20 protein-coding genes and 1 pseudogene are annotated in these 23,089 nt (G+C 69.4%); 14 read left to right on the top strand and 7 right to left on the bottom strand.

Translation table 11 applies throughout. The annotated features are described in order from the left end of the window. Positions 1–157 precede the first annotated feature (157 nt). The 7 genes from FNH21_RS03090 to FNH21_RS03060 all read left to right on the top strand — a co-directional run bounded on the left by FNH21_RS03090 (position 158) and on the right by FNH21_RS03060 (position 6,934). Positions 158–1,450: an ABC transporter substrate-binding protein gene (locus FNH21_RS03090; RefSeq protein ID WP_152812222.1), complete on the top strand. Its 1,293-nt coding sequence runs from the start codon at positions 158–160 to the stop codon at positions 1,448–1,450. Positions 1,451–1,469: 19 nt separating this feature from the next. After that, entirely contained in the window at positions 1,470–2,453 is a 984-nt protein-coding gene (locus FNH21_RS03085) for a carbohydrate ABC transporter permease (protein WP_422108738.1), read from the top strand. Then, positions 2,450–3,370 (top strand): carbohydrate ABC transporter permease, encoded by a 921-nt coding sequence (locus FNH21_RS03080; RefSeq protein WP_338403135.1) that lies wholly within the window; start codon positions 2,450–2,452, stop codon positions 3,368–3,370. The genes FNH21_RS03085 and FNH21_RS03080 overlap by 4 nt, the downstream gene beginning before the upstream one ends. Next, a complete protein-coding gene (locus FNH21_RS03075) occupies positions 3,367–4,011 on the top strand; it encodes a hypothetical protein (RefSeq protein WP_152812221.1) in 645 nt (214 codons plus the stop codon). Before FNH21_RS03080 ends, FNH21_RS03075 begins: the two co-directional genes overlap by 4 nt. A gap of 164 nt (positions 4,012–4,175) precedes the next feature. Continuing rightward, positions 4,176–6,152, top strand: coding sequence for a beta-galactosidase (locus FNH21_RS17385; RefSeq protein WP_191931563.1), 1,977 nt, complete (start codon positions 4,176–4,178; stop codon positions 6,150–6,152). Positions 6,153–6,293: 141 nt separating this feature from the next. After that, positions 6,294–6,575: an HPr family phosphocarrier protein gene (locus FNH21_RS03065; protein WP_152812219.1), complete on the top strand. Its 282-nt coding sequence runs from the start codon at positions 6,294–6,296 to the stop codon at positions 6,573–6,575. A gap of 116 nt (positions 6,576–6,691) precedes the next feature. After that, entirely contained in the window at positions 6,692–6,934 is a 243-nt protein-coding gene (locus tag FNH21_RS03060; RefSeq protein ID WP_152812217.1) for a hypothetical protein, read from the top strand. Positions 6,935–7,021: 87 nt separating this feature from the next. Here the strand turns inward: FNH21_RS03060 and FNH21_RS03055 are convergent, their stop codons facing one another. Beyond that, the gene (locus FNH21_RS03055; protein WP_055768341.1) at positions 7,022–8,161 is read right to left on the bottom strand and encodes a glutamate--cysteine ligase; all 1,140 of its coding nucleotides are present in this window, start codon (positions 8,159–8,161) and stop codon (positions 7,022–7,024) included. A gap of 241 nt (positions 8,162–8,402) precedes the next feature. Between FNH21_RS03055 and FNH21_RS03050 the strand changes: the two genes are divergently transcribed. From FNH21_RS03050 to FNH21_RS03030, 5 genes are all read left to right on the top strand, one after another. Next, complete coding sequence (locus FNH21_RS03050; protein ID WP_152812215.1) at positions 8,403–8,750, top strand: DUF6507 family protein; 348 nt, start codon at positions 8,403–8,405, stop codon at positions 8,748–8,750. A 2-nt stretch (positions 8,751–8,752) separates the two neighbouring features. Then, on the top strand, positions 8,753–10,108 hold the full coding sequence (locus FNH21_RS03045) for a hypothetical protein (RefSeq protein ID WP_152812213.1): 1,356 nt from the start codon (positions 8,753–8,755) through the stop codon (positions 10,106–10,108). Between the two features lie 86 nt (positions 10,109–10,194). Next, the gene (locus FNH21_RS03040) at positions 10,195–10,734 is read left to right on the top strand and encodes a hypothetical protein (RefSeq protein WP_191931562.1); all 540 of its coding nucleotides are present in this window, start codon (positions 10,195–10,197) and stop codon (positions 10,732–10,734) included. After that, positions 10,731–12,038: a DcrB/PsbP domain-containing protein gene (locus FNH21_RS03035; protein WP_152812211.1), complete on the top strand. Its 1,308-nt coding sequence runs from the start codon at positions 10,731–10,733 to the stop codon at positions 12,036–12,038. The genes FNH21_RS03040 and FNH21_RS03035 overlap by 4 nt, the downstream gene beginning before the upstream one ends. A 32-nt stretch (positions 12,039–12,070) precedes the next feature. Next, positions 12,071–12,889: a shikimate 5-dehydrogenase gene (locus FNH21_RS03030; RefSeq protein WP_338403134.1), complete on the top strand. Its 819-nt coding sequence runs from the start codon at positions 12,071–12,073 to the stop codon at positions 12,887–12,889. A gap of 21 nt (positions 12,890–12,910) precedes the next feature. Here the strand turns inward: FNH21_RS03030 and FNH21_RS03025 are convergent, their stop codons facing one another. The 5 genes and pseudogenes from FNH21_RS03025 to FNH21_RS03005 form a co-directional block, all read right to left on the bottom strand. Then, positions 12,911–14,803: an amylosucrase gene (locus FNH21_RS03025; RefSeq protein ID WP_152812209.1), complete on the bottom strand. Its 1,893-nt coding sequence runs from the start codon at positions 14,801–14,803 to the stop codon at positions 12,911–12,913. Between the two features lie 85 nt (positions 14,804–14,888). Next, positions 14,889–16,229 carry an ABC transporter substrate-binding protein gene (locus FNH21_RS03020; RefSeq protein WP_152812207.1) on the bottom strand — a complete coding sequence of 447 codons (1,341 nt, stop codon included), beginning with the start codon at positions 16,227–16,229 and terminating at the stop codon, positions 14,889–14,891. 80 nt (positions 16,230–16,309) lie between these two features. Continuing rightward, a pseudogene (locus FNH21_RS03015) lies at positions 16,310–17,141 on the bottom strand (carbohydrate ABC transporter permease). A gap of 95 nt (positions 17,142–17,236) precedes the next feature. Further along, positions 17,237–18,175, bottom strand: a complete 939-nt coding sequence (locus FNH21_RS03010; protein ID WP_152812205.1) for a carbohydrate ABC transporter permease — start codon at positions 18,173–18,175, stop codon at positions 17,237–17,239. Continuing rightward, complete coding sequence (locus tag FNH21_RS03005; protein ID WP_152812202.1) at positions 18,153–20,228, bottom strand: beta-galactosidase; 2,076 nt, start codon at positions 20,226–20,228, stop codon at positions 18,153–18,155. Before FNH21_RS03005 ends, FNH21_RS03010 begins: the two co-directional genes overlap by 23 nt. Before the next feature lie 289 nt (positions 20,229–20,517). Between FNH21_RS03005 and FNH21_RS03000 the strand changes: the two genes are divergently transcribed. Then, the gene (locus FNH21_RS03000; RefSeq protein ID WP_152812200.1) at positions 20,518–21,204 is read left to right on the top strand and encodes a hypothetical protein; all 687 of its coding nucleotides are present in this window, start codon (positions 20,518–20,520) and stop codon (positions 21,202–21,204) included. A 266-nt stretch (positions 21,205–21,470) separates the two neighbouring features. Next, positions 21,471–22,322, top strand: a complete 852-nt coding sequence (locus FNH21_RS02995; protein ID WP_241742707.1) for a S1 family peptidase — start codon at positions 21,471–21,473, stop codon at positions 22,320–22,322. Between the two features lie 225 nt (positions 22,323–22,547). On the opposite strand, the gene FNH21_RS02990 is transcribed toward FNH21_RS02995, so the two are convergent. Continuing rightward, a complete protein-coding gene (locus FNH21_RS02990) occupies positions 22,548–22,994 on the bottom strand; it encodes a VOC family protein (protein WP_152812196.1) in 447 nt (148 codons plus the stop codon). Between the last annotated feature and the right edge of the window lie 95 nt (positions 22,995–23,089).

Here is a 23,089-nt window from a genome sequence, read left to right as displayed (position 1 = left end):
CATCCTTTCACGCGCCGGATGAGCGAGGATAGTGGGCGACGACGTCCCGCCCTCATCCGACTGTTGACCATTGATACGATTCAATCTACGCTGTGGGATAACGCTTTCCCGAAGCGTTCCACGATGGCTGACGATGAAGTTTTCCAGGAGGACAACGATGTTCCGCACTCTCACACGGCGCACCCTGACGGGTGTCGCGGCCCTGGCGGCCACCGGGTTGGTCCTGACCGGTTGCGGCGGTGGCGGGAATGAGCCGGCCGCCCTCGACACCGAGGAGCAGATCACCCTCAACTACACCTTCTGGGGCAACGACGACCGCGCTGCGCGGTACGACAAGGCGATCGCCGCGTTCGAGGAGGAATACCCGAACATCACGATCAACGACACCTTCACCGACTACCCCTCCTACTGGGAGAAGCGTCAGACCGAGGCTGCCGGTGGTGGCCTGCCCGACGTCATGCAGTTCGACTACACGTACCTCCGCCAGTACGGCGACAACGGCCTGCTGCTGAACCTCGAGGACTACTTCGGCAGCGGCATCACGACCGACGCGATCGACGAGACCCTCCTGGCCACCGGCACGCTGGAGGACGGGACCTTCGCCATCCCCACCGGCTACAGCGCCTGGTCCGTGTTCCAGAACCCGGGTCTGCTCGCAGACACGGGGGTGGAACCCTACGAGGGCGGCACGAGCTGGGAGGACTACGACGCCTACATGGCCTCCGTGACCGAGGCGGGCGGCGGGACCGTCTACGGCGGCACCGACACGACACAGCGCATCCAGGACCTCGAGCTGAAGCTGCGGCAGCAGGGCCGTGAACTGTTCACCGAGGACGGTGAGCTCAACTTCACGCAGGAGGAGCTGGCCGAGCACTGGACCGAGGGCCAGGAGAACCGCGACAGCGTCACCGTTCCGCAGAGCAAGCTGGAGGAGATCAACCCGGTCTCCGGATTCGGCGGCGCCATCACCACCAGCGAGATGAGCTGGAGCAACTTCCTCGGTGGTTACCTCGGCGACTCGGGGGCCGAGGAGATCACCATCGTGGCACCTCCCACGAGCAACCCCGACGAGAAGGACCTGTACCGGAAGGTCGGCCTCATGCAGGCCGCGTCCGCCCAGACGGAGCATCCCGAAGCTGCCGCAGCGTTCGTGGACTTCCTCATCAACAGCCCCGAGGTCGGCGAGATCTTCGGTGCGACGCTCGGCATCCCCGCCTCGGAGACGCAGCTCGAGGGAGCGAACCTCGAAGGACCCGACAAGGCCGTGAAGGACTACCTCGACTCGATCGAGGAGCGCATCGGTGACGCTCCGGCGGCACCCGTCAACGGCTTCGGCGCCGTCGAGCAGACCTTCTGGGACCTCGGCAAGTCGATCGGCCTGGGCGCCGTCACGCCGGAGGACGCCGCGAAGCAGTTCTTCGACGAGGCCGCCGTCACGCTCGGTAACTAGCAGGACAAGGAGTCAGCCCGTGACCACGGATTCGGCGCACGCGCCGGCAACACCCCGCACCGCCGCATCCGGTGCCCGTCCGGCGGATCATCGCCGGACGGGCACGCCCCGCCCGCGCCGCAGGAACCGGGACACGGTCGCCGGCTACGTGTTCCTCTCGCCCTGGCTGCTCGGCTTCGTCGGGCTCACCCTCGGTCCCATGCTGGCCTCGCTGTACCTGGCCTTCACGGACTACAACCTCTTCACCGCCCCGGAGTGGACGGGCCTCGAGAACCTGACCCGGATGGCCGGTGACGAGCGCTTCTGGGACTCGGTGAGGATCACGCTGATCTACGTGCTCGTCGGGACGCCGATCAAGCTTGCAGCGGCGCTCGCCGTGGCGATGCTGCTGAACTACAAGGCCCGCGGCACGGGATTCTTCCGCTCCGCCTTCTATGCGCCGAGCCTCATCGGCGCGAGCGTGAGCATCGCCCTCGTGTGGCGTGCCATGTTCTCCACGGAGGGGCCCGTGGACAGCACGCTGAACCTGTTCGGCATCAACATGGGCGGCTGGATCGGTAACCCGTCCCTGATCATGCCGATGATGATCCTGCTGGCCGTGTGGCAGTTCGGCGCCCCCATGGTGATCTTCCTCGCCGGACTCAAGGGCGTCCCCGCGGAACTGTACGAGGCGGCGTCGGTCGACGGCGCGAAGTCCTGGCGCAAGTTCATCAGCGTCACGGTGCCGATGCTCTCGCCGGTGATCTTCTTCAACCTGCTGCTGGAGATGATCAACGCCTTCCAGATCTTCGCCTCGGCCTACATCATCGGCTCCGGGACCGGCGGACCCGGGGGAGCCACGAACTTCTACACCGTGTACCTCTACACAAGGGCCTTCGCGAACAACCAGATGGGCTATGCGTCGGCCATGGCCTGGGTCCTCCTGCTCGCCGTAGGAGTCCTGGCCTTCATCCTCTTCCGCACCTCCAAGAGCTGGGTCCACTACGCAGGAGACTCCAAGTGACCACGATCGAATCGAACCCTGCCGTCCCGGTGCCGGTGGACCCGGACCACCGGAGGCAGTCCGGCCCCCGCCGGCGGCCCATGCGCCGCCACCTCCCGACAGCACTCTGGATCGTAGGGATCGCGGCGCTGACGGCTGTCGTCCTCTACCCGCTCCTGTGGATGTTCTCGGCGTCGTTCAAGCCCAATGCGGAGTTCGGCAGCAACCAGGGGCTCCTCCCGGAGAACCCCACCTTCGACAACTTCGTGAAGGTCATGCAGGGCATCGCCGGCATCCCCACGTGGAAGTTCTTCCTGAACTCGCTCATCCTCGCCGTCGGCGCAGTGATCGGTACCGTGATCTCCTCGTCGATGGCCGCCTACGCGTTCTCGCGCATCACCTTCAAGGGCAGCAAGATCCTGTTCGCCGCCATGATCGGGACGCTGCTCCTGCCGTTCCACGTGCTGATCATCCCGCAGTACATCATCTTCCGGAACCTCGGCCTGATCGACACCTTCTGGCCGCTGCTCGCCGGCAAGTTCCTCGCCACCGAGGCGTTCTTCGTCTTCCTGATGGTGCAGTTCATCCGCAACCTGCCCCGTGAGCTCGACGAGGCCGCGCGCATCGACGGCTGCGGCCACGGGCGGATCTTCCTGTCCATCACGCTGCCGCTCATCAAGCCGGCCCTGATCACGTCGTCGATCTTCGCGTTCATCTGGAGCTGGAACGACTTCCTCGGTCCGCTCCTGTACCTGAACTCGCCGGACAAGTACCCCCTGCCGCTGGCACTGAACATCTTCAACGACCAGACGAGCACGTCGGACTACGGCGCCACGATCGCCATCTCGGTGCTGGCGCTGCTCCCGGTCATGCTGTTCTTCATCATCTTCCAGCGGTTCCTCGTGGACGGCGTCGCCACCCAGGGCCTGAAGGGATGACCCGGGGCCGGCGGGACGTTGCAGCCGAGCGCGGGCGTCTTTCGGCCGTCCGCGACGGCAGCGCCGTGCGCTGGCCCGGTGCGACGGCGAGGTTCGCCCTGTTCGGCGAGGTGCTCTGGGTCGGCGTCCTGTGCTGTGTCGCCGCGCTCGGGATCATCACGCTCCCGGCGTCCCTCGCGGCCGGGTCCGCGCACCTCCACCGCTTCCTCCGTGCGGAGGACTCGACCGTGCGGCAGTTCCTGGCTGACTTCAGCGCAGCGCTGCGCACCGGCTGGCAGGCGGGGATCGGCGTGCTCGTCGCGGCCGCGCTGCTCCTGCTGGACATCGTCGTCGCCGGCTCGGGCCTCCTGCCCGGCGGGCCCCTCGTGCTCGGGGCCGGGATCCTGCTCCTCGTCGGGCTGCTGTGCGGCCTCGCGGGCACCACTGCGCGCTGGTACGCGACGCGGTCCTGGCGCATCGCGGCGCGCCACTGGCTCAGCGACGCGCGCCAGGACCCGGCGGGGATCCTGTGGCTCGCCGCCGCCGTCGTCCTCACCGCCGTGGTCACCTGGCAACTTCCGCCGCTGATCGTCCCGGGTGTGGGCTGCCTCGTCTTCGCGGCCCTCGCGACGTCTGTGCGGGAGCGCCGGAGGCGCTCCTGACGCGCCCGGCGCACCGTCCCGGTCGCACCGCCCCAGGCCCGACCCAGATCCGACCCTGATCCGACCCAGATCCGATCCAGATCCGCCCCTGATCCGACCCAGTCCACCCGCATCCCCCGTAGCACCGGCAGCACCGGCAGCACCGGCAGACAACAGGAGACCACGTGCACTACGGCGCCGATTACAACCCCGAGCAATGGCCCGAGGAGGTGTGGCCCGAGGACGTCGCCCGCATGCGCGAGGCCGGCGTCACCCTGGTGAGCCTCGGCATCTTCTCCTGGGCGCGCATCCAGCCCTCCGAGCACGAGTTCGACTTCGCGTGGCTGGACCGCGTCATCGGGCTGCTGCACGAGGGCGGCATCGCCGTGGACCTCGCCACGGCCACGGCCTCACCGCCGCCCTGGGCGACCGTCGCCTACCCGGAGATGCTCGCGGCCGACGAGAACGGGACACCCTACTGGCACGGCAGCCGCCAGCACTATGCGCCGTCGTCGCCCGCCTACCGCAGGCTCGCTGCGGCCCTCGTGACGAGGATCGCCGAACGCTACGCCGGGCACCCCGCCGTGGTGCTCTGGCACGTGAACAACGAGTACGGGTGCCATCTGAACACGGACTACTCCGACGCCGCGCGTGATGCGTTCCGCGGCTGGCTCCAGCAGCGCTACGGCTCGATCGACGCCGTGAACGAGGCGTGGGGCACGATGTTCTGGTCACAGCGCTACGGCACCTTCGCGGAGATCTTCCCGCCGCGGCACGCGCCGTACAGCCACAATCCCGGCCAACTGCTCGACTACCGCCGCTTCACCTCGGACATGCTCCTGGAGTGCTACCGGATGGAACGGGACATCATCCGGGCGGCCGGGGCCACGCAGCCCGTCACCACCAACTTCATGGGCGCGTTCAAGCCCGTGAACTATGCGCAGTGGGCGGCGGAACTCGACGTCATCAGTGACGATCTCTACCCGGACCCGAACGAGCCCGAGAGTTTCCGGGAGGGGGCGTTCCACGGGGACCTCATGCGCTCGCTCAAGCCGGGGACGCCGTGGCTGCTCATGGAACAGGCCTCGAACGCCGTGAACTGGCGGCCCACCAATGCCCCGAAGGCACCGGGTCAGCTCGCCGCGCAGAGCATGCAGGCGGTCGCACGCGGGGCGGACGGCATCCTGTTCTTCCAGTGGCGGCAGTCCAGGGCCGGATCCGAGAAGTTCCACTCCGGCATGCTGCCGCACGCCGGAACGCGAACGCGCACGTGGCGCGAGGTGACGGCCCTCGGCCGTACCCTCGCGAGCCTGCCCGATCTGCCGGCCGGCGACGGCTCGGCGCGCGTCGCGCTCCTGATCGACTGGGAGAACTGGTGGGCGATCGAGAACCCCGACCATCCCGTACCGCTGGACTACCTGTCGCTGCTGCGCGGCTGGTACGACGCCGCCCATCGCCTCCATGTGCAGGTCGACCTCCTGCCGCCGACGGCCGACCTCGCGCCGTATGACGTCGTCCTCGCGCCCCATCTCTACCTCCTCACCGCGCAGGCCGCCGCCAACCTGCAGGGCTTCGTCCACGCGGGTGGGCACCTGCTGGTGACGGCGTTCTCCGATGTCGTCGACGAGTACGACAGGTTCCGACCCGGCGGCTTCGGTACCCAGCTGCGGGACCTGCTGGGGATCGTCGTCGAGGACTTCGGCGCGCTGGTGCCCCCGGGGTCCGCGGGTCCCGGCCAACAGCACGCGCGGGTCCGGGGTGAGGCCGTCGCCTTCGAGGGCTCCCTCCTGGCGGAGGAGGCACACGCAGTGGATGCCGACGTCCTGGCACGGTTCGACGGCGGGCGTGAGGACGGCCGTCCCGCCTTCACCGTCGCGGACCGGGGGGACGGCCGCGCCTACTATCTCGCGACTGTCCCCGACGACGGCGGCGCGCGCCAGGTGCTGCAGCAGGTGTTCGCCGGTGCCGGCGTGGAACCCGTGCTGCCCGACCTGCCGCCGACGGTCGAAGCCATCCGGCGTGGCTCGCTGCTGACCGTGATCAACCACGGGACCGACGCAGCGGAGGTCGGCCTCCGCGGCGAGGACGTCCTGGGCGGCGGAGCCCTGGACGGCGTGACACTCCAGCCCTTCGGGTACGTCGTCGTCCGCACCGGCGGCTGACCGGACCGGGGAACATCGGATTCGAGCCGGATCTTCGGTCGATCCCTGCAGCGGAGGCGGGTAGATTTCTCAGTGGGCCCGCCGGACGGACGCGAGCAGCCCATCGCGGCGACGCGAGCGGACCGGGCAGGAAGGCAGGACATGGTGGACGAGGTGGTCATCGGTGATCCCCACGGTCTTCATGCCGCCCTCGCCCGACGGATGGCGGACCTCGTGGAGGGGTCGGGCTGCGACGTGCGCCTCCACCGATCGGCCGAGCCGCAGAACGCCGCCGACGCAGCCCGGCTGCTGGATGTCCTAGGCCTCGGCCTCGGAGCGGGAGAGATGGTCCAGGTGACGTGCTCCGGTCCGGCAGCCGAGGGAGTCCTCGCCGAGGTCGTCGCCCTGCTCGGGGCAACCCCGCCCGGCACCTCCGGCACCTAGGCGCATCACCTCCCGTCTCGAGGCCGGCACCTCCCACAGACAGCCGATGGGTGCAACGATGTCGTGGGCGGCAGTCCGCCCTGCGGCCGGACAGCGCTCCGGCCTACGCTCGTTTGATGAAACAGCCGAGCGAGAACCACCACCTGAAGGACTTGGGCAGCACCGAGGGGATCGATCCGACGGACGTCGGCCAGATCCAGGACGGACCCCTCACGGCGGCCGACGAGGTCGACCTCATCGCGAACCAGGCCGTGCCCGACGGCGATCCGTCCCCGCAGACGGCCGCCGGGAATCTCGGCCTCGAGGATGCTCCCGCGGACAACCCGACGACCGACGACCGCTTCACCGGCGGCCGATAGGGCCAACCGGCGAGCAACCGGCGAGCGACCGGCGGCCGACTGGCGGGCGACCGGCGGGCACCCTCGGCGGAACCGGCCGCGCGGACCCTAGGCGCGCAACTGCTCCACCATGTCGAGCACGACGGCCCGGAGGTCGCCATCGTTCTCCTCGGCGATCCGCCTTTGACGCTGGTACCCGGCGCCGCGCCGCATGATGTCCTCGACGTCGGCGAGCTCGCTGCTGCAGCCGAGCTCGGCGGCGATGGGCTCGAGCCGGTTCAGGACCTCGACGAGGTGCTCCGTGACGAGCTGCTCGTTGCCGTCGGCGTCGAGGATGATGATCGCGTCCAGACCGTAGCGGGCAGCCCGCCACTTGTTCTCCTGGATGTGCCACGGCTGCATGGTGGGTATGGTGCCGCCGGCGTCGAGCGCCCGCGAGAACTCATGGACCAGGCACTGGGTGAGGGCAGCGACGGCCCCGACGTCCTGCAGGGTCGAGAGGCCGTCGCACACGCGCATCTCCACTGTACCGAGGTTGCCCACGGGCCGGATGTCCCAGCGGATCTCGCTGACGGAGTCGATGACGCCCGTGGTGGACATGTCCTGCACGTAGGACTCGTAGCCCGACCAGTCGTCGAAGTGGAAGGGGAGTCCCGCGGTGGGCAGCTGCTGGAACATGAGGGCCCGCTGCGACGCATAGCCCGTATCCTCGCCGCCCCAGAACGGGGACGATGCCGAGAGCGCCTGGAAGTGGGGGAAGTAGTTGGTCAGGCCGTCGACCACCGGCAGGGCCTTGTCCCGCGCGTCGAGGCCCACATGGACGTGCACGCCGTAGATGACCATCTGCTGGCCCCACCACTGCGTGCGGTCGATCAGCTTGGCGTAGCGCTCCTTGTCCGTGACGGGCTGGGATCGGGGCGCGCTGAAGGGGTGCGATCCGGCGCAGAACAGTTCGATGCCCATGGGGTCGGTCACTTCCCGCACGGCGGCGAGGGAACGGGAGAGGTCCTCCTTCGCCTCCGCCACGGTGCTGCAGATCCCCGTGACCAGCTCCACGGTGTTGAGCAGCAGCTCCTGCTTGATGTGGGGATGCTCCTCGTCCTCCTGGAGCTCGGGGTGGTTCGCGCTGACCCCGCGCAGCACCTGGTCGGCCACCGAGACGAGTTCGCCGTTGTACCGGTCCACGAGGGCGAGCTCCCACTCGACGCCGAGGGTGGACTGCGCGGACTGGGCGAAATCGATCTTCAAGGAGACGCTCCTGGAACGGGACGGGACGGGAAGGGGTGCGGACGCCTCGTCGATGCGCCGTCGCAGGGAGGACTGTCCCCAGTGTAGTGACGGAGCCGGGTGCAGCGATGCGTCCCCGTCTCGACGGTGGCACTGGATGGGGAGTTCTCCCCATCGCCCGGAACCCGCATCAGCACCTAGAGTGCAGGAGGGACGCGGCGCTCAGGCCGCCGTCCGCAGCTGAACGCATGGGGGAATGGATATGGCGATACCGGGGTACGACATCGACGTGGCCGCATGCCGGGGCGTGCTGGCCGGCGTGACGGCCGAGAGTGCGGAGATCGACACCGCGCGCGCCGACCTCAGCTCGGCGATCGATGCGGCGATGACGGCCTCCCGCAGCCAGCAGATCGGCGGAGCCCTCATCGCCCTCTGGAACAACGTGCTCGTCCTCCAGTGCGAGGCCGCGGCGACCAGGGTGGAGAACGCCGTGAACGGTGTGGGTGCTGCGATCAACGCCTATGTGGAGGGGGACGCCGCCATGGCGGACACCGCTCGCGCCCGGGTGACGGAGATGCCCTCCCTCGACATCGACGACGCGAAGGAGTGACGGTGGGCTTCGACACGAGCGGCCTGGACGACTGGGCGCTGACCGCCGACCTCGACGCCGCAGCCGCGGAGATCGCCACAGCGGGGACCGCTGTCAGCGCCGCCGTCGACGGCCTGGCCACCACCTGGTCGGGACTGTCCGCCTCCTACAGTGCACCCGAGCAGGTCGACGTCCTCGCGGTGTTCAGCAGCATCACACCCCACGGGGACGTCCTCGAACTCGCCGCCGCGCAGGCGAAGACGGCGCTGACGGCCTTCGCGGACACCGTCCGCCAGCTCGAGGCCCGGCGTTCAGCCCTGCTCGGCGAGGCCGCCGCCTTCGAGGCGGACCCGCCACGCGTCGACCCCGCCGATCCGGATTCGGACGTCGACCAGATGCAGCAGGGTCTGCTGCAGCACGACATCACTGCGCTGGCGCAGGACTACGACGACGCGGTCCTCGCGTGCGTCGCTGCACTCAACGGCATCGACGGCACCACCGACGACACGGTGAGCACCCTGAGCGGACCCGAGGTGGGACTGGTCGTCGCGGGTGGAACGAACTACTCGGGCACCTACACGTTCAAGCGCGTCGACATCACGGCCTACCGCCAGGTCCCCATGCCGTGGCAGGACTTCAGGTTCACACCCCTCGATCCGAACCTGCCGCTCACGCCGGCGGAGATCGCGGGGAACCGCTACCTGACCATCGACGGTCGCGATGTCCACATCGGCAGCCCGGACCACCCCGACTACGGCCGCACGGTGTCCGAGGCCTACACGCGGAACGGGTTCGTACCCGCGGTGGATTGGCGCCCGTCGGTGAACCAACGGCTCTACGACACCTCAGCGGCCTACCGGGCGCGAGTGGACGCGAACCCCTCCAACTGGCGCATCCCCGATCCGGCGGCGCCGAGGCCCACCTTCGGCGAGCTGCCGAACGGGCTGAAGGGGATCAGGATCGGCGGCGGCGTGCTCGCGGTGGGTATGGCGGGATTGACCATCGCGGACGAGCGCGGCAAGGCCTACGACCGTCTGCTCGTGGAGCACCCGGAGATGAGCGAGGCGGACCGGAGCGCCCGGGCCACCGAACTCGGCGTGGTGCGCGGTGGAGCGAAGACCGCGTTCGACGTCGGTGCGGGCATGACGGGTGCCGCCGTCGGGACCATGATCGGCGGTCCTGTGGGTACGGTGATCGGCTTCGGCGTCGGCATGGGCATCTCCTACCTCGCGGACCAGGAACTGCCCGACTGGCTGGGCGGGGAGAGTGTCAAGGACGCCGTCGCGGACGGTGCGGAGGCGGCGTACGACGCCGGCAAGGAGGTCGTGTCCGACATCGGAGGGGCGATCTCGGACGGGTGGGACTCGGTCTTCGGCTAGGCTGGCCGCGCCGCCGAGCGTCCGACGCCGCCGCCCGGCCGAGGACCCTGTGATCCTGCCCGCCCCTTCGCCCCACGGAGCCCCTGATGTCCCCGATCCTCCTGTTCACCGCCCTCCCGCTGGGCCTCTTCCTCATCGTCGCGAGCATCGCGACGATCCGCCGGACCTGGACCTTCCTCGTGGTGGGGGACGGCTTCCTGCCGGGCAAACCCAGCCTGGCGATGCTGCCGATCGGCGTCTTCCTGATGGGTATCGCCGTCGATGACGCCCTGCTCGACCTGCCGCAGCCCGCAGCCGGGCTGGTCGGTCTCGTCCTGACCGCCTGCCTGGCCCTGGGACTGCTCGGCTGCTTCTTCGTGCCACGCTTCCTCCAGCCCCGCTGGATGAGGGAGTCCGACGACCGCATCAGGAACGGGACGGACGCCTTCTCCCGGAAGTACGGGCCGACGGACGGGCAGACCGACGGGCAGGAGGGCGGGCATCGGGACGCCGCACCCCGGGACCGGCCACCGACCCGGACGGACACCCCGATGCAGGACCCGATGCAGGACCCGATGCAGGACCCGATGCAGGACCCGATGCAGGACCCGATGCAGGACCCGATGCAGGACCGGAAGGCGCCATGACCACGCAGCTCGATCAGGGGTGGACCTGGGAGACGGCGGGCCCGGTCTCCGTCCCGCGGCTCGGCGCCTGGCAGCGGCTGTCCGAGCGCGGCGCCGCACTGGTGCTCGCGCATCCCGAGGTCCCCGAGGGGACGTTCCGGCCGAACCTCGTCGTGCGCCTCGGTGAGAGCGGCGGGGCGTCACTCGCCCTGCTCGCGACGAGGGCCGTCATCTCCTCCCTCCGATCCCTGCCGGGAGCCCATGTCGTCGGACACGAGGAAGCCACTCTCGGCGGGCATCCCGCCCGCCGCCAGAAGATCACCTACGAGCAGGCCGGCCAGGCCGTCTGCGCCGTGCGGTGGCTCTGCGTGGTCGGCGGGCTGTCCCTCGAGATCACGTGCAGCTTCGCGCCCGAACAGCTGATGGGGATGGAACCCCTCCTTCATCGGATGGTCTCCCTGGCGACCGTCGAGACAAGGCAGACCACGCCGCCGGCCGGGGCTCCGGCGGTGACCGGTCCCGAGCCGGCCCTCGACCGGACCGCCTCCGAGCACCTGGGGCGTCCCCTCGAGGATCTCTCCCGCATCGCCGCCGTGCAGCCGTTCGTCGCCGGCGGCCACATCGTCGGTGACGAGGCCCTCGGCCTGCTGATGAGCCGTGCCGAGGACCGTGCGGGCGCCTCCGATCGGGCCGAGGAGGGTCCGCTGCGTGCCGAACTCGCCGCAGCCGGTCTGCTCGACGCGACGGGTGTGTCGACGACGGCGGGACGGCACCTGCTCGCCCCGCTGAGGGAGCAGACCTTCTCCTTCACGGTCGGCGCCTCCCGCACCGATCTCGCGACATCGCTCACGGCATGGGTCGGCCCGGCCGGTGCCTTCCTGGTGTCCGGTCCGGCACCGGCCGGGGACCCCGCGGTCCCGGCGCTCGGGCGGAGCCGGGTGCAGGCCGTGAACGTCGCCGGCCTGCCCGCCCTGATCGTCTCCTGGCTGGGGGTGGGACCCGCCTGGAGCTACACCGGCGAGCACCTCGCCCTGACCGCGGAGGCCTTCGCCCGCCGGCTCGAGACCGGCCCGGTCACCAGTCCGCCGGGCCGCGATCCTGGTCTGGCGCGGATGTGGCGGGAGCCGTGGCTCGCCTGGTCCCTGCAGGACGCGGGCGCGGCGGCGCCGGCGAGCACGTGGCTCTCGGCAGGCACGGCGGGTCAGCACCTCGTGTTCGTGAACGGGACGGGAGGCGTCGAGCTCGAACCCTTCGAGTCCGCCGCCGTGTGGAGCGTTCTGGCCCGGCACGTGCACGACGGCATGGTGCGCCTGGGCGCCTACTAGGCCGGATGCCGCACGGCAGGGAGAATGGCCGGGTGCCCATCCTGAACAAAGACATGACCCTCTGCATCTCCCTGGCAGCCCGACCGAGCAACATCGGCACGCGCTTCCACAACTACCTCTACGAGGAGCTGGGGCTGAACTACATCTACAAGGCGTTCACCACCACCGACCTCCCGGCCGCCGTCGCGGGCCTGCGCGGCCTAAGCATCCGGGGTTGTGCCGTGTCCATGCCCTTCAAGGAAGACGTGATCCCGCTCGTCGACCGGATGGATCCGTCGGCCACCGCGATCGACTCCGTGAACACCATCGTGAACGACGACGGCGTCCTGACCGCCTACAACACGGACTACCTGGCCGTAGAACGGCTGCTCCGCGAGCACGCTGTCCCGCCGGCGTCCTCCGTGCTGGTGCGGGGGTCGGGCGGCATGGCGAAGGCTGTCGTCGCCGCCCTGCGGGACTCCGGGTTCGAGCGGGTCACCGTCGTCGCCCGCAACGAGCGGACCGGGCGCGCGCTCGCCGGCCTGTACGGCTTCGACTGGCGTGCCGACGTCGGCGATGCGGTGGCCGATCTCCTGCTCAACGTGACCCCCCTGGGCATGGCGGGAGCGGATGCGGACGCCCTCGCCTTCCCGCAGGCGGCCGTCGACGCCGCGCAGGTGGTGTTCGACGTCGTCGCCTCCCCGTCGGAGACGCCCCTCGTCCTCGCCGCGAGGGCGGCCGGGAAGCCCGTGATCACCGGGGCCGAGGTGGTGGCCCTGCAGGCGGAGGAGCAGTTCGTGCTGTACACCGGGATCAGGCCTACCCCGGACCAGGTCCGTGCAGCGGGGGAGTTCTCGCGCCGGGAGGCCTGACGCACGCGGCCGTCGCCGTCGTCAGACCCGCAGCCACCGCACGCCGTACGGTTCGAGGGTCAGCGCGGTGTCCAGGCGGACCACCCCGCCCCCGATGAGGTCGACGGCGGTCCGCGGCAGCCCGGACAGCGTGGTCGACGCGACGACCTGGTGGGTGTCGGCGACATTGGCGAACACGACCACGGTGGAGTCCTCGCCGTCGAGCAGCCCGGGCCGCTGGTACCCCAGGACGTGCGGGTTGTGGGTGTGGAAGGGCACGAGCCTCCCGCCGGTGAACTCGGGCGTTCGCTTCCGCACGCCGATGAGTCCCGACAGGCCGGTGAAGAGTGCGCCCGCTCCGGTGGCGGGGTCGGTCCTCGTGGCGTAGCGCTCGGCGGGGTAGGCGGGCCGGCCCACCCAGCGGCTGTCCCCGGCCTTCGCGGGATCGTCCACGTAGGAGTAGTCGTTCAGCTGGCCCACCTCGTCCCCGAGGTAGAGCAGAGGGATGCCGCCCGTGCTGAGGATGATGGAGTGGGCCAGCAGGATGCGGGCCACCGCGGCGCCGTCGCCGGCCTCCAGTCCCGCGAGCGAGGCCGTGGTCCCCGAGATGCGGCAGTCGCCGGTGCGCGGATTGTCCTGGAACGGGACGCCGCGCGCGAAGCTGTCCGGGAAGCGGTCCACGTAGAAGGCGTTGAGGAACCGGCGGTGGTCGTGGCCGTCGATGCCGAGTTCCGCGGCGTCCTCGTCGGAGAAGGTCCACCCGATGTCGTCATGGCTGCGGACGTAGTTGACCCACGCGGTGCCGTCGGGGAGGTCGTGCCGGCGTTCCAGCGCCTGGGCGAGGAGGGAGGCGTCCCGCGTGGCGAGCGAGTTCCAGATCAGGGCCATCTGCAGCGGGTTGTAGCTCAGCCGGCACTCATCCGGGTCGACGTACTGCACCACCTCGTCGGGGTGCACGATCGCCTCCGACTTGAACAGGAGCGACGGCGCCGCGAGGCGGCACACGGCGTTGAAGGCCTGGAGGAGGAGGTGCGCCTCGGGCAGGCTCTCGCAGGGGGTGCCGAGCTGCTTCCAGATGAAGGCGACGGCGTCCATCCGGATGATGTCGATGCCCTGGTTCGCGAGGTAGAGCATCTCGCCGGCCATGGCACGGAAGACCCTCGGATTGCGGTAGTTCAGGTCCCACTGGAAGGAGTAGAAGGTGGCCCAGATCCAGCGTCCGTCCTCGAGCTGCACGAAGGAGCCGGGGTGGTCGTCGGGGAAGATCTCGCGCACCGTCCGCTCGTAGGCGTCGGGCAGCTCCCGGTCGGGGTAGATCCAGTAGAAGTCGGCGTAGTCGGGGTCGCCGGCAACGGCCCTGCGCGCCCATTCGTGCTCGTTGGAGGTGTGGTTGAAGATGAAGTCGACCACGAGGGCGATACCCTCCTCGCGGAGCTCCCGTGCGAGGTCCGCGAGGTCGTCCATGGTCCCGAGCCGGGGGTCGACGTCCCGGTAGCTGGACACCGCGTAGCCGCCGTCGGAGTTCGCCTCGGGCGCGAGGAAGAGCGGCATCAGGTGCAGGTAGGTGAGCCCGAGTTCGCGGAAGTAGGGGATGCGCTCACGTACCCCGGAGAGATCGCCGGCGTACAGGTCCACGTAGCAGACGCCCCCGAGCATCCTGTTCGACTGGAACCACTCGGGTGCCATGGCCCGCGACGCGTCGATGTCCTTGAGGTCCGCGGGGCGCTCCTGCCAGGACCGGGCGGCGTCCAGCACCACCTGCACCAGCTCCGCGTCCGCATCCGGCCCGTAGATCCGGTGGAACAGGGACTGCAGACGCGGGAACTCCGCGTCGAAGCGTACCTCGAAGGACCTCCACTCGGCATCCGGCGTCTCCGCCGAGCGGGCGGACCGCAGCTCTGCTCGGATGCGGTCCTCGGGCAGTGGCGTGGTCATCCGTCAACCCTATTCCAGGCGGATGCAGGAAGCGCCGCGTCCCTTCCGGGACGCGGCGCTCCATGGTCTGGTGCTCGGCGCGGAGCTACTCCGAGACGGGGATCGACTGCGCCTTCAGCGAGTCGATCGTCTTCTGCTGGCCGGTCTCGAGGGCGTCCATCAGCGTGCCCGAACCACCGATGGCGGCACCGAACCCGTCGGAGACGTCGGTGTAGGTCTGCGTCATGGTCGGTCCCCAGGTGAAGTCCGGGTTGACGTTCGAGGAGGCGTCGGCGAAGACGTCGTAGATCTTCTGGCCGCCGTAGTAGTCGACGCCGCCGGCGAAGGCTTCGAGGTCGGTGGCCGACTTCGCAGCCGGGTAGAGGCCGCCGAGTTCATTGGCGAGGGCGAGGGCTTCGGGATCGGTGTTCAGCCAGAGCGCGAACTTCGCGGCTTCGGCCGGGTGCTCCGAGCCCTTCAGCACTGCGGTGGAGGAACCGCCCCAGTTGCCTGCGGTCTCGCCGCCGTCCTCCCACTGCGGCATCGGGGCCACGGCCCACTTGCCGGCGGTGTCGGGTGCGCCGTCGGACAGGGTTGTCGCGCCCCAGACCGCCGAGACCCAGGTCCACTGCTGGCCGGTGTTGAAGGACGCGTTCCACTCGTCCGAGAACGAGGGGAGGGTGGAGACGAGGTCCTTGGACAGCAGGTCCTGCCAGTAGGTGGCGACCTCCTCGGACTCGGGGCTCGTCAGGTTGACGTCCCAGTTCTCGCCGTCGTTCGCGAACCACTGGCCGCCGTTCTGCCACACCATGCCGGCGAACCAGTTGACGTCGGTCTTCGGGAAGTTGGTGATGTAGGAACCCTGGGCCTTGATCTCCTCGGCCGCCGTGGCGTACTCCTCCCACGTGGTGGGCACCTCGATGCCGGCCTCCTCGAAGAGGTCGGCGCGGTAGTACATGGCCATGGGGCCGCTGTCCTGGGGGACCGCGTAGACCGAGCCCTCCTCGCCAAAGGTCACCTGGCCCCACGTCCAGTCCACGAACTGGTCCTGGGCGTCGGCGACACCCTCGCAGCCCGCGATGTTCTCCAGGCCGTCCTGGACGCGGAAGTTCGGCAGTGCGTCGTACTCGATCTGGCCGAGGTCCGGGGCGTTACCGGCCTGGATCTGGTTGAAGAAGTTCTGGTACGTACCCGAGTTGCCGTTGGGACCTGTCTGGACGGTCACCTGGATGTCCGGGTTCGCCTCGTTCCAGAGCTCGACGACCTGGTCCATGCCCGGTACCCAGGTGGTGAACTCGAGGGTCACGGGGCCGTCGGAGGCCTCGCAGGGGGCTGCCTCGGCCCCTGCCTCGGCTCCGGAGCTGTCTCCGCCGGCTGAACAGCCGGAGAGAGCCAGCGCAGAGATCATGGCAAAGGCCGCGGTGACTTTTCCGTAATGCGCGCGCATTGTCTTTCCTATCGGTTGATTGAGCAGTGCGGGGGCGGACGCCCCGACACCTGTGGTGCTGGTCGGGAAGATCGGGAGTGCTACTTGACGCCGCCGGCGCCCAGGCCGCTGCTCCAGAACCGCTCGCGCGAGGAAGGCGATGATCAGCGGGACGATCGACACGAGCGCTCCGACGATCACGAGCGAGCGCAGTTCGGGGATCTGGCTGATCTGGCTGTTCCAGGCGTAGAGGCCGAGGGTCACCGGGAAGAGCGCCTGGTCGCGGAGCATGATCAGGGGCAGGAAGAAGTTGTTCCAGATGGCCACGAACTGGAAGAGGAAGATCGTCACGAGGGCCGGTGCCATCAGGCGCGTGGAGACCGTGAAGAACGTCCGGATTTCCCCCGAACCGTCCAGGCGGGCCGCCTCGAGCAGTTCGCCCGGCACGCTGGCCGCGGCGTAGATGCGGGCGAGGTACACGCCGAACGGGCTCACGAGGCTCGGCAGGAAGACGGCCCACATGGTGTTGGTGAGCTCGACCTGGCTGAAGATCAGGAACAGCGGCAGGGCGAGCGCCGTCGCCGGGACCAGGACACCGCTGAGGACGATGTTGAAGATCGCCTCGCGGCCCCTGAACTCGTACTTCGCCAGGGCGTACCCGCACATCGCCGCGATGACCGTGCCGATCAGCGCGCCCACTCCTGCGTACAGGGCGGAGTTCAGCAGCCAGCGGCCGAAGAGGCCGTCCCCGTAGGAGAACAGGCGGCCGAGGTTCCCGAAGAACGTCCCGAAGGAGTTCGCCGTGAACCACAGCGGAGCCGTGGAGGTGATCTCGCCGCCGGTCTTCGTGGACGTGGTGAGGAGCCACCAGATCGGTGTCAGGAAGTAGAGGGTGAAGACCCCCATGATGAGCATCGCGGCGCTGCGGGACATGATGCTCTGGCGCGGCCCGCGGGCACGCGTGTCGGCACCGGGCGCCGTCGTGCTCCCGCCGCGGCGGCTCCTGGGGGTGGTGGCTGGGGCTGCCGTCACTGGGTGACCTTCCGCTGGGTGGACTTCAGGAAGACGAAGGAGAGGATGAACGTGGCGAGGGCGAGGACCACCGAGAACGCCGCGGCGAGGTTGTAGTTCGGCACCGACGCCGTGGTGTAGACCGCGAGGTTCGGGGTGAACGTGCTGTTGATCGCCGAGCTGAAGCTGCGCAGGGTCTGCGGTTCCGCGAGCAGCTGCAGGGTGCCGATGATCGAGAACACCGCGGTGAGGATGATCGCGGGGATCACGAGGGGGATCTTGATCCGCCAGGCGATCTGGAGGTTGCTGGCGCCGTCGAGCCGTGCTGCCTCGTAGATCTCGGTGGGGATCGCGAGGAGCGAGGAGTAGATGATCAGCATGTTGTAGCCGACGTAGACCCACGTCACGATGTTCGCGATGGCCCAGAGCACCAGGTTCCCGCCCAGGAAGTCGACGTTGGAGGTCACGGCGCCGAAGGGCGAGAGCGACGGTGAGTAGAGGAAGCCCCACATGATCGCGGCGATGACGCCCGGGACGGCGTACGGGGCGAAGAACGCGAGGCGGAAGAACTTCTTGCCCTTCAGCAGCGGGGAATCGAGGAGCAGGGCGAACAGCAGGGCGAGGCCCAGCATGATCGGTACCTGGACCACGCCGAACAGGAGGACGCGGCCCACGGATTCCCAGAACGCCGTGTTCTGGAAGACCTGCTCGTACTGCACGAGGCCGCCGAAGACCTGGCGCGGCGGTCCGAAGGTACCCTCACGCTCGACGGTGAGCAGTGACTGCACGATCGCGTAGATGATCGGGACGGCGTAGAAGGCGAGGAACAGCAGTGCGAACGGCGCGATGAACAGCGCCACCGCGCGGCGCTGCGCTCCGGACGAGCGGTTCTTCCGCGTGGCCGGTGGCGCCTTGGGCGCGTCGGCCGGAGTGCTAATGACGGTCATGGCCTGCATCCTTTCGGCCCTGGGGCGAGCCGTCGGTGTGGGGGAGTGCTGATTCCGTGGTGTCGGTGCGGACGACGCGGACCGCGCCTGCGGGAACCACGACGACGTCGGCCACGGCCTCGGCGGTCAGCAGTTCCATCCCGCGGACCCGGTGCTTGCGGTCCTCGGTGGAATGGTTGATGAGGAAGACGTAGTCGTGGCCGTTGCCGCGCCGGGTTACGCACTCCAGCCCGGACTGCGCTTCCGGGAGGCGGACGCCGGCGGCCACGGCCGCCCGCAGCAGCAGGTCCTTCAGGACCCCGCCGTCGAGCACGGTCGAGGCATACCAGGCCTCGCCGGCCCCGGCGCGATTGCGGGTCACGGCCGGAGCACCTGCGTGGTGGCCGGTCGCGTACCGGAGGACGGCTTCGGCTGTCGTGAGGTGGAGCGACTCGGACCAGAGCGACGCCGGTGACCCGTTGTCCAGCGTCAGCGGGTGTGCCGGGTGGAGCGGGAAGAACTCCTCGGACCGGATGCCGAGCAGGTCCCGGAAAGCGCCCGGGTAGCCCCCCGGACGCACGCGTTCGTTCTCGTCGACGATCCCGCTGAAGAAGGTGACGAACGCCGAACCGCCGGCGCGGACGAAGGCGCTGATCCTGTCGGCGTCCTCGTCGCGGATCAGGTAGAGATGGGGGACCACCGCGAGTTTGTACCCCGAGAGATCCGCTCCGGGCGCGACGACGTCGACGGTCAGTCCCGCTTCCCACAGCGCCCTGTAGGCCGCGTGCACCTGCTCGATGTACCGGACGTCCCCGGAGGGGTGTGATTCCTGGTCGTGCGCCCACCAGGCCTCCCAGCTGAAGACGAGGGCCACGTCGGCGTGCACCGTGGTGCCGGCGAGCTCACCCAGCCTGCCGAGCGAGGAACCCAGGTCGACGACGTCGCGCCAGGTCTGCGAGTCGGTGCCGGCGTGCGGGACCATGGCCGAGTGGAACTTCTCGCTGCCCTGCAGCGACGCGCGCCACTGGAAGAAGCACAGGCCATCGGCACCGCGGGCGAGGTGCGTGAGGGAGGTGCGGAGCATCTCGCCGGGTCCCTTGGCGATGTTGCGGGGCTGCCAGTTCACGGCTCCGGTGGAATGCTCCATCAGCAGCCATGGACGGCCCTGGGCGAGCCCCCGGGTGGCGTCCGCGGTGAAGGCGAGCTCCGCGAGGGGGGCCTCGAGGCGGTGGTCCACGTAGTGGTCGTTCGCGATGACGTCCATGTGCGGCGCCCAGGTCCAGTAGTCCTGGTTCCGGATGTGTGCGGCGACCATGAAGTTGGTGGTGACGGGCGCATCGCTGGTGCGCCGGAGGACGGCCTCCTCCGCGCGGTAGTGAGCGAGGAGTTCGTCCGAGCTGAAGCGGTTGAAGTCGAGCGTCTGGGTGGGGTTGGTCGCGGAGAGCGTGAGCCTCGGCGGGAGGATCTGCTCCCACGCGGAGTAGCGCTGGCTCCAGAAGGCGGTGCCCCAGGCGGCGTTGAGCGCGTCCAGGGTGCCGTAGCGCGTGCGGAGCCATCCTCGGAACGAGTCCGCGGAGACGTCGCAGTAGCACAGCGAGTTGTGGCAGCCGAGTTCGTTGGAGACGTGCCACAGGCGGAGGGCGGGGTGGTGGCCGTAGCGGGTGGACACCTGCTCGACGAGGGCGAGGGCACGCTCGCGGTAGATGGGCGAGCTGGGGCAGAAGGCCTGCCGGCCGCCCGGCCAGCGGGCGGTGCCGTCGGCCGTCCGCGGCAGGATCTCCGGGTGTGCCGTGGTCAGCCACGCCGGGGTCGACGACGTCCCGGTGCCAAGATTCACGCCGATCCCGTTCGCGGCGAGGAGGTCCATGACGGCGTCGAGGTCGTCGAAGCGGAAGGTGCCCTGCTCGGGTTCGATCTCTGCCCACCCGAAGATGTTGACGGCGACGAGGTTGACGCCGGCTTCCTTCATGAGGCGGACGTCCTCGTCCCAGACGGACCGGTCCCACTGCTCGGGGTTGTAGTCGCATCCGTACACGAGCTGCCCGGTCCCGGACAGTGCTGCGACGGTGGTTGTGCGTGCCAAGCCTGCTCCTCGATGCTGCGATGCCGATCCCGTCGTCGGGGAGGCGCCGGCGCATTCTGTGAACGCTCCCACAACTGGGCGGCGGGACTCTCCATCGAGGATCTGTGAACGTTCCCAGAGTAAGCGTCGTCACACGGGCTGTCAACGCACGGAGCGGTCCGGTCGGCCGGGCGGTGATCCGCGTCGACGCGGTTCGGTACCCGCCCCGCCCCATCCCTGCGCCGTCCTGAGGTCATCGGTGCGGCGTCCCGCTCTCGCGCAGCATCGGACGCGACGCTAGGGTCGGCCTGTGAGTGGTGTGGTGGCGGCCGTGGGCAACAACGCGGACTGGTGCTCTGCCGTGTGCCGCGCCCACGACGTCCCGGTCACGGTGTGGAACGGCATCTGGCGGACCGGGACGACGCCGCCGCGCTTCTATCCCGACGCCATGACGCTGCGTCCGGGGCAGACGTCCTCGGCACTCGTGGAAGGTCTGGGTGATCGCCCCGCCTGCGCCGTGAAGGACGGGTGGGCTTCGCTCGATCTCCGTGCTGCCGGCTTCGAGCCGGTCTTCACCGTGTCGTGGATCCGCCGGATGCCGGACGACGCCGCCGGCACAGCGCTGGCGTGGACCCGGGTCGACGACCGTCCCGGCGCGGCCGCCTGGGAGGACGCCGCCGAACTGCCGGGCCTGCTCCGCCCAGGACTCCTCGGCGAGACCGCGGTGCGGATCCTCCTCGCCCGCGACGGGGCGACCGTGGTGGGCGGGGCGATCCTCTTCAGGAGCGCGTCCGTCGTCGGGCTGTCGAATGTCTTCACCACGCCCGAGGCGCGCGGCGCCGTCTGGGGTGACCTGCCTGCCCTCGCGCAGGCGACAGACGCCGGCGTGCCGGTGGTCGGCTACGAGCACGGCGCCGATCTCGACCTCGCCAGGGGCGCGGGATTCCAGCCGATAGGCCAGTTACGGGTCTGGCGTCGCGGCGGCGAGGACCGCTAGGTCATCCCCGCACCCCTCCTGCGAACCCTTCCTGCGAACCCTTCCTGCGCATCCTTCCTCCGCACTCTTCCTGCGCACTCTTCCTGCGATCCTGCGCTGCCGCCGGACCGCACCTGGAGCGCAACAGGCGGCCGGCCGGACCAGGGCGATCCGTCGTCGGTTGCCCGCCCATCGTGCCGCTTCTGAAAGCCCTCCGGAATCAGTGGCCGTAGCTCCGCCAGCGGCTGTACGGTTCTCGCACCACCCGCTTCGGAAAGGTCGCAATGATGAGACGTCTCCTTCGAATGTCCGCGCTCCTCGCCACGTCGGCGATGGCGCTCGCCGCAGTCGGCATCCAGCCCGCCGCAGCCATCACCGGGGGTCAGCCCGACGGCGAGGCGCACCCCAATGTGGCACTGATCCTCGCGTACGACGAGGACGGATCGCGGTACCGCTGCTCGGCCACCCTGATCGAGCCGACGGTCCTCCTCACGGCCGCGCACTGCACGGACCCCGCCGTCGGCAGCACTTTGGTCACCTTCGACACGGTCGTCGCCGAGACGCCCCCGCTGCCGTTGCCCGTGGCCGCAGACCCCTCCGCCGGGTACACCGACGAGGAGATCACGGCGGCAGGATTCTTCGCCGGCACGGCCCTGACCCATCCCGAGTACTCGGACTTCACGGATACGGACAACTGGAACGATGTCGGCGTCATCGTCCTCGATGAGCCCGTGGTCGGCATCGAGCCGGCCGTCGTCGCCCCGCTCCGGTACCTCGACCGGTTCGCCTCGCCCGTGCTCAACAGGACCCTCTTCGAGGTCGTGGGATATGGGACCGAGGTGCGCAAGCCGGCGACAGGTCCGCAGAAGCCCCAGCCCATGTCGTATCCCCTGATCCGGCGCAGCACCACCTCCCCGGGACAGAAGCTGACGCCGCAGATCCTCCAGCTGCAGGGCAACCCGAATGACAACCGCGGGGGAGGAGGAACCTGTTTCGGTGACTCCGGGGGGCCCGTCTTCCTCGATGGCTACCTCGTGGCGGTCACGAGCTATGGGTACACCTCGAACTGCCGCTACCTCGGCGGCTACCAGCGGGTCGAGATCCCCGTGGTCCAGGAGTGGCTCGCAGCGACCCTCTGACCCGACCCGAGCCCACCCGTCAGGAGCCGCTCCCGTTCGTGGGGGGCGGCTCCTGCCGTGTCCTGCCCCCGAGGTCCTGCCGCGTTCTCGGGCTGACGTCGCCCGCGCCGTCGTGCACGCCTTGTCGCGCGCTCGTCCCTGATCACCGGCGTGTCCCGGCGCGACACGCACACTGCCCCCGTAAAGCCGTGCACGATGCCGCGGGCCGGGACACCCGGACCGGGCTCAGGCCGGCTGCTGCTCCCCGTACTTGGCCTGCACCGCTTCCCAGTCGCCGGTCTGGGCGATCGGGTCCATCCACAGGACTTCCCAGGCATGTCCGTCGGGATCGGCGAAGGAGCGCGAGCGCATGAAGCCGAGGTCCTGGGCCTTCCCCTCGTCGGCGCCGGCCGCCACGGCCCGGTCGACGAGCGCGTCGATCGCGGCCGGGGACCCCACGCTGATCGCGTTGATCACTGCGGAGCTCGTCCGGGTGTCCGCCACCGGCTTGTCCGTGAAGCGGGACCAGTGCCCGTGGGTGAGGAGCATCAGGTGGATGGTGTCGCTGATCGTGACGGCGGCGGCGTCGTCGTTCGAGAAGTCGGGGTCCAGGGTCCAGCCGAAGCCGGTGTAGAACTCCCTGGACCTGCCGAGATCGGTGACGGGGAGGTTGATGAAGACCTTGGTGCTCATGGCTGTTCTCCTGTTCGTGGTGCTGCTGCTGAAGGGGCTCTGTGCTGAACCGTGTATCCCTTGGACGAGGGATAGTCCGGAAAATCATCGGTAGC

Source organism: Arthrobacter bussei (genome assembly GCF_009377195.2).
Lineage (GTDB): Bacteria > Actinomycetota > Actinomycetes > Actinomycetales > Micrococcaceae > Arthrobacter_D > Arthrobacter_D bussei.
The sequence above is the reverse complement of the archived record's forward strand: the minus strand, read 5'-3'. Positions and strand labels throughout refer to the sequence as shown.

Excerpts from the sequence above, each read along its gene's own strand:
- FNH21_RS02995 (WP_241742707.1), top strand. The coding sequence starts at position 21,471 with ATGAGACGTCTCCTTCGAATGTCCGCGCTCCTCGCCACGTCGGCGATG.
- FNH21_RS03010 (WP_152812205.1), bottom strand. The coding sequence starts at position 18,175 with ATGCAGGCCATGACCGTCATTAGCACTCCGGCCGACGCGCCCAAGGCG.
- FNH21_RS03065 (WP_152812219.1), top strand. The coding sequence starts at position 6,294 with ATGGTGGACGAGGTGGTCATCGGTGATCCCCACGGTCTTCATGCCGCC.
- FNH21_RS03060 (WP_152812217.1), top strand. The coding sequence starts at position 6,692 with ATGAAACAGCCGAGCGAGAACCACCACCTGAAGGACTTGGGCAGCACC.
- FNH21_RS03075 (WP_152812221.1), top strand. The coding sequence starts at position 3,367 with ATGACCCGGGGCCGGCGGGACGTTGCAGCCGAGCGCGGGCGTCTTTCG.
- FNH21_RS03040 (WP_191931562.1), top strand. The coding sequence starts at position 10,195 with ATGTCCCCGATCCTCCTGTTCACCGCCCTCCCGCTGGGCCTCTTCCTC.
- FNH21_RS03050 (WP_152812215.1), top strand. The coding sequence starts at position 8,403 with ATGGCGATACCGGGGTACGACATCGACGTGGCCGCATGCCGGGGCGTG.
- FNH21_RS03090 (WP_152812222.1), top strand. The coding sequence starts at position 158 with ATGTTCCGCACTCTCACACGGCGCACCCTGACGGGTGTCGCGGCCCTG.
- FNH21_RS03020 (WP_152812207.1), bottom strand. The coding sequence starts at position 16,229 with ATGCGCGCGCATTACGGAAAAGTCACCGCGGCCTTTGCCATGATCTCT.
- FNH21_RS02990 (WP_152812196.1), bottom strand. The coding sequence starts at position 22,994 with ATGAGCACCAAGGTCTTCATCAACCTCCCCGTCACCGATCTCGGCAGG.
- FNH21_RS03025 (WP_152812209.1), bottom strand. The coding sequence starts at position 14,803 with ATGACCACGCCACTGCCCGAGGACCGCATCCGAGCAGAGCTGCGGTCC.
- FNH21_RS03035 (WP_152812211.1), top strand. The coding sequence starts at position 10,731 with ATGACCACGCAGCTCGATCAGGGGTGGACCTGGGAGACGGCGGGCCCG.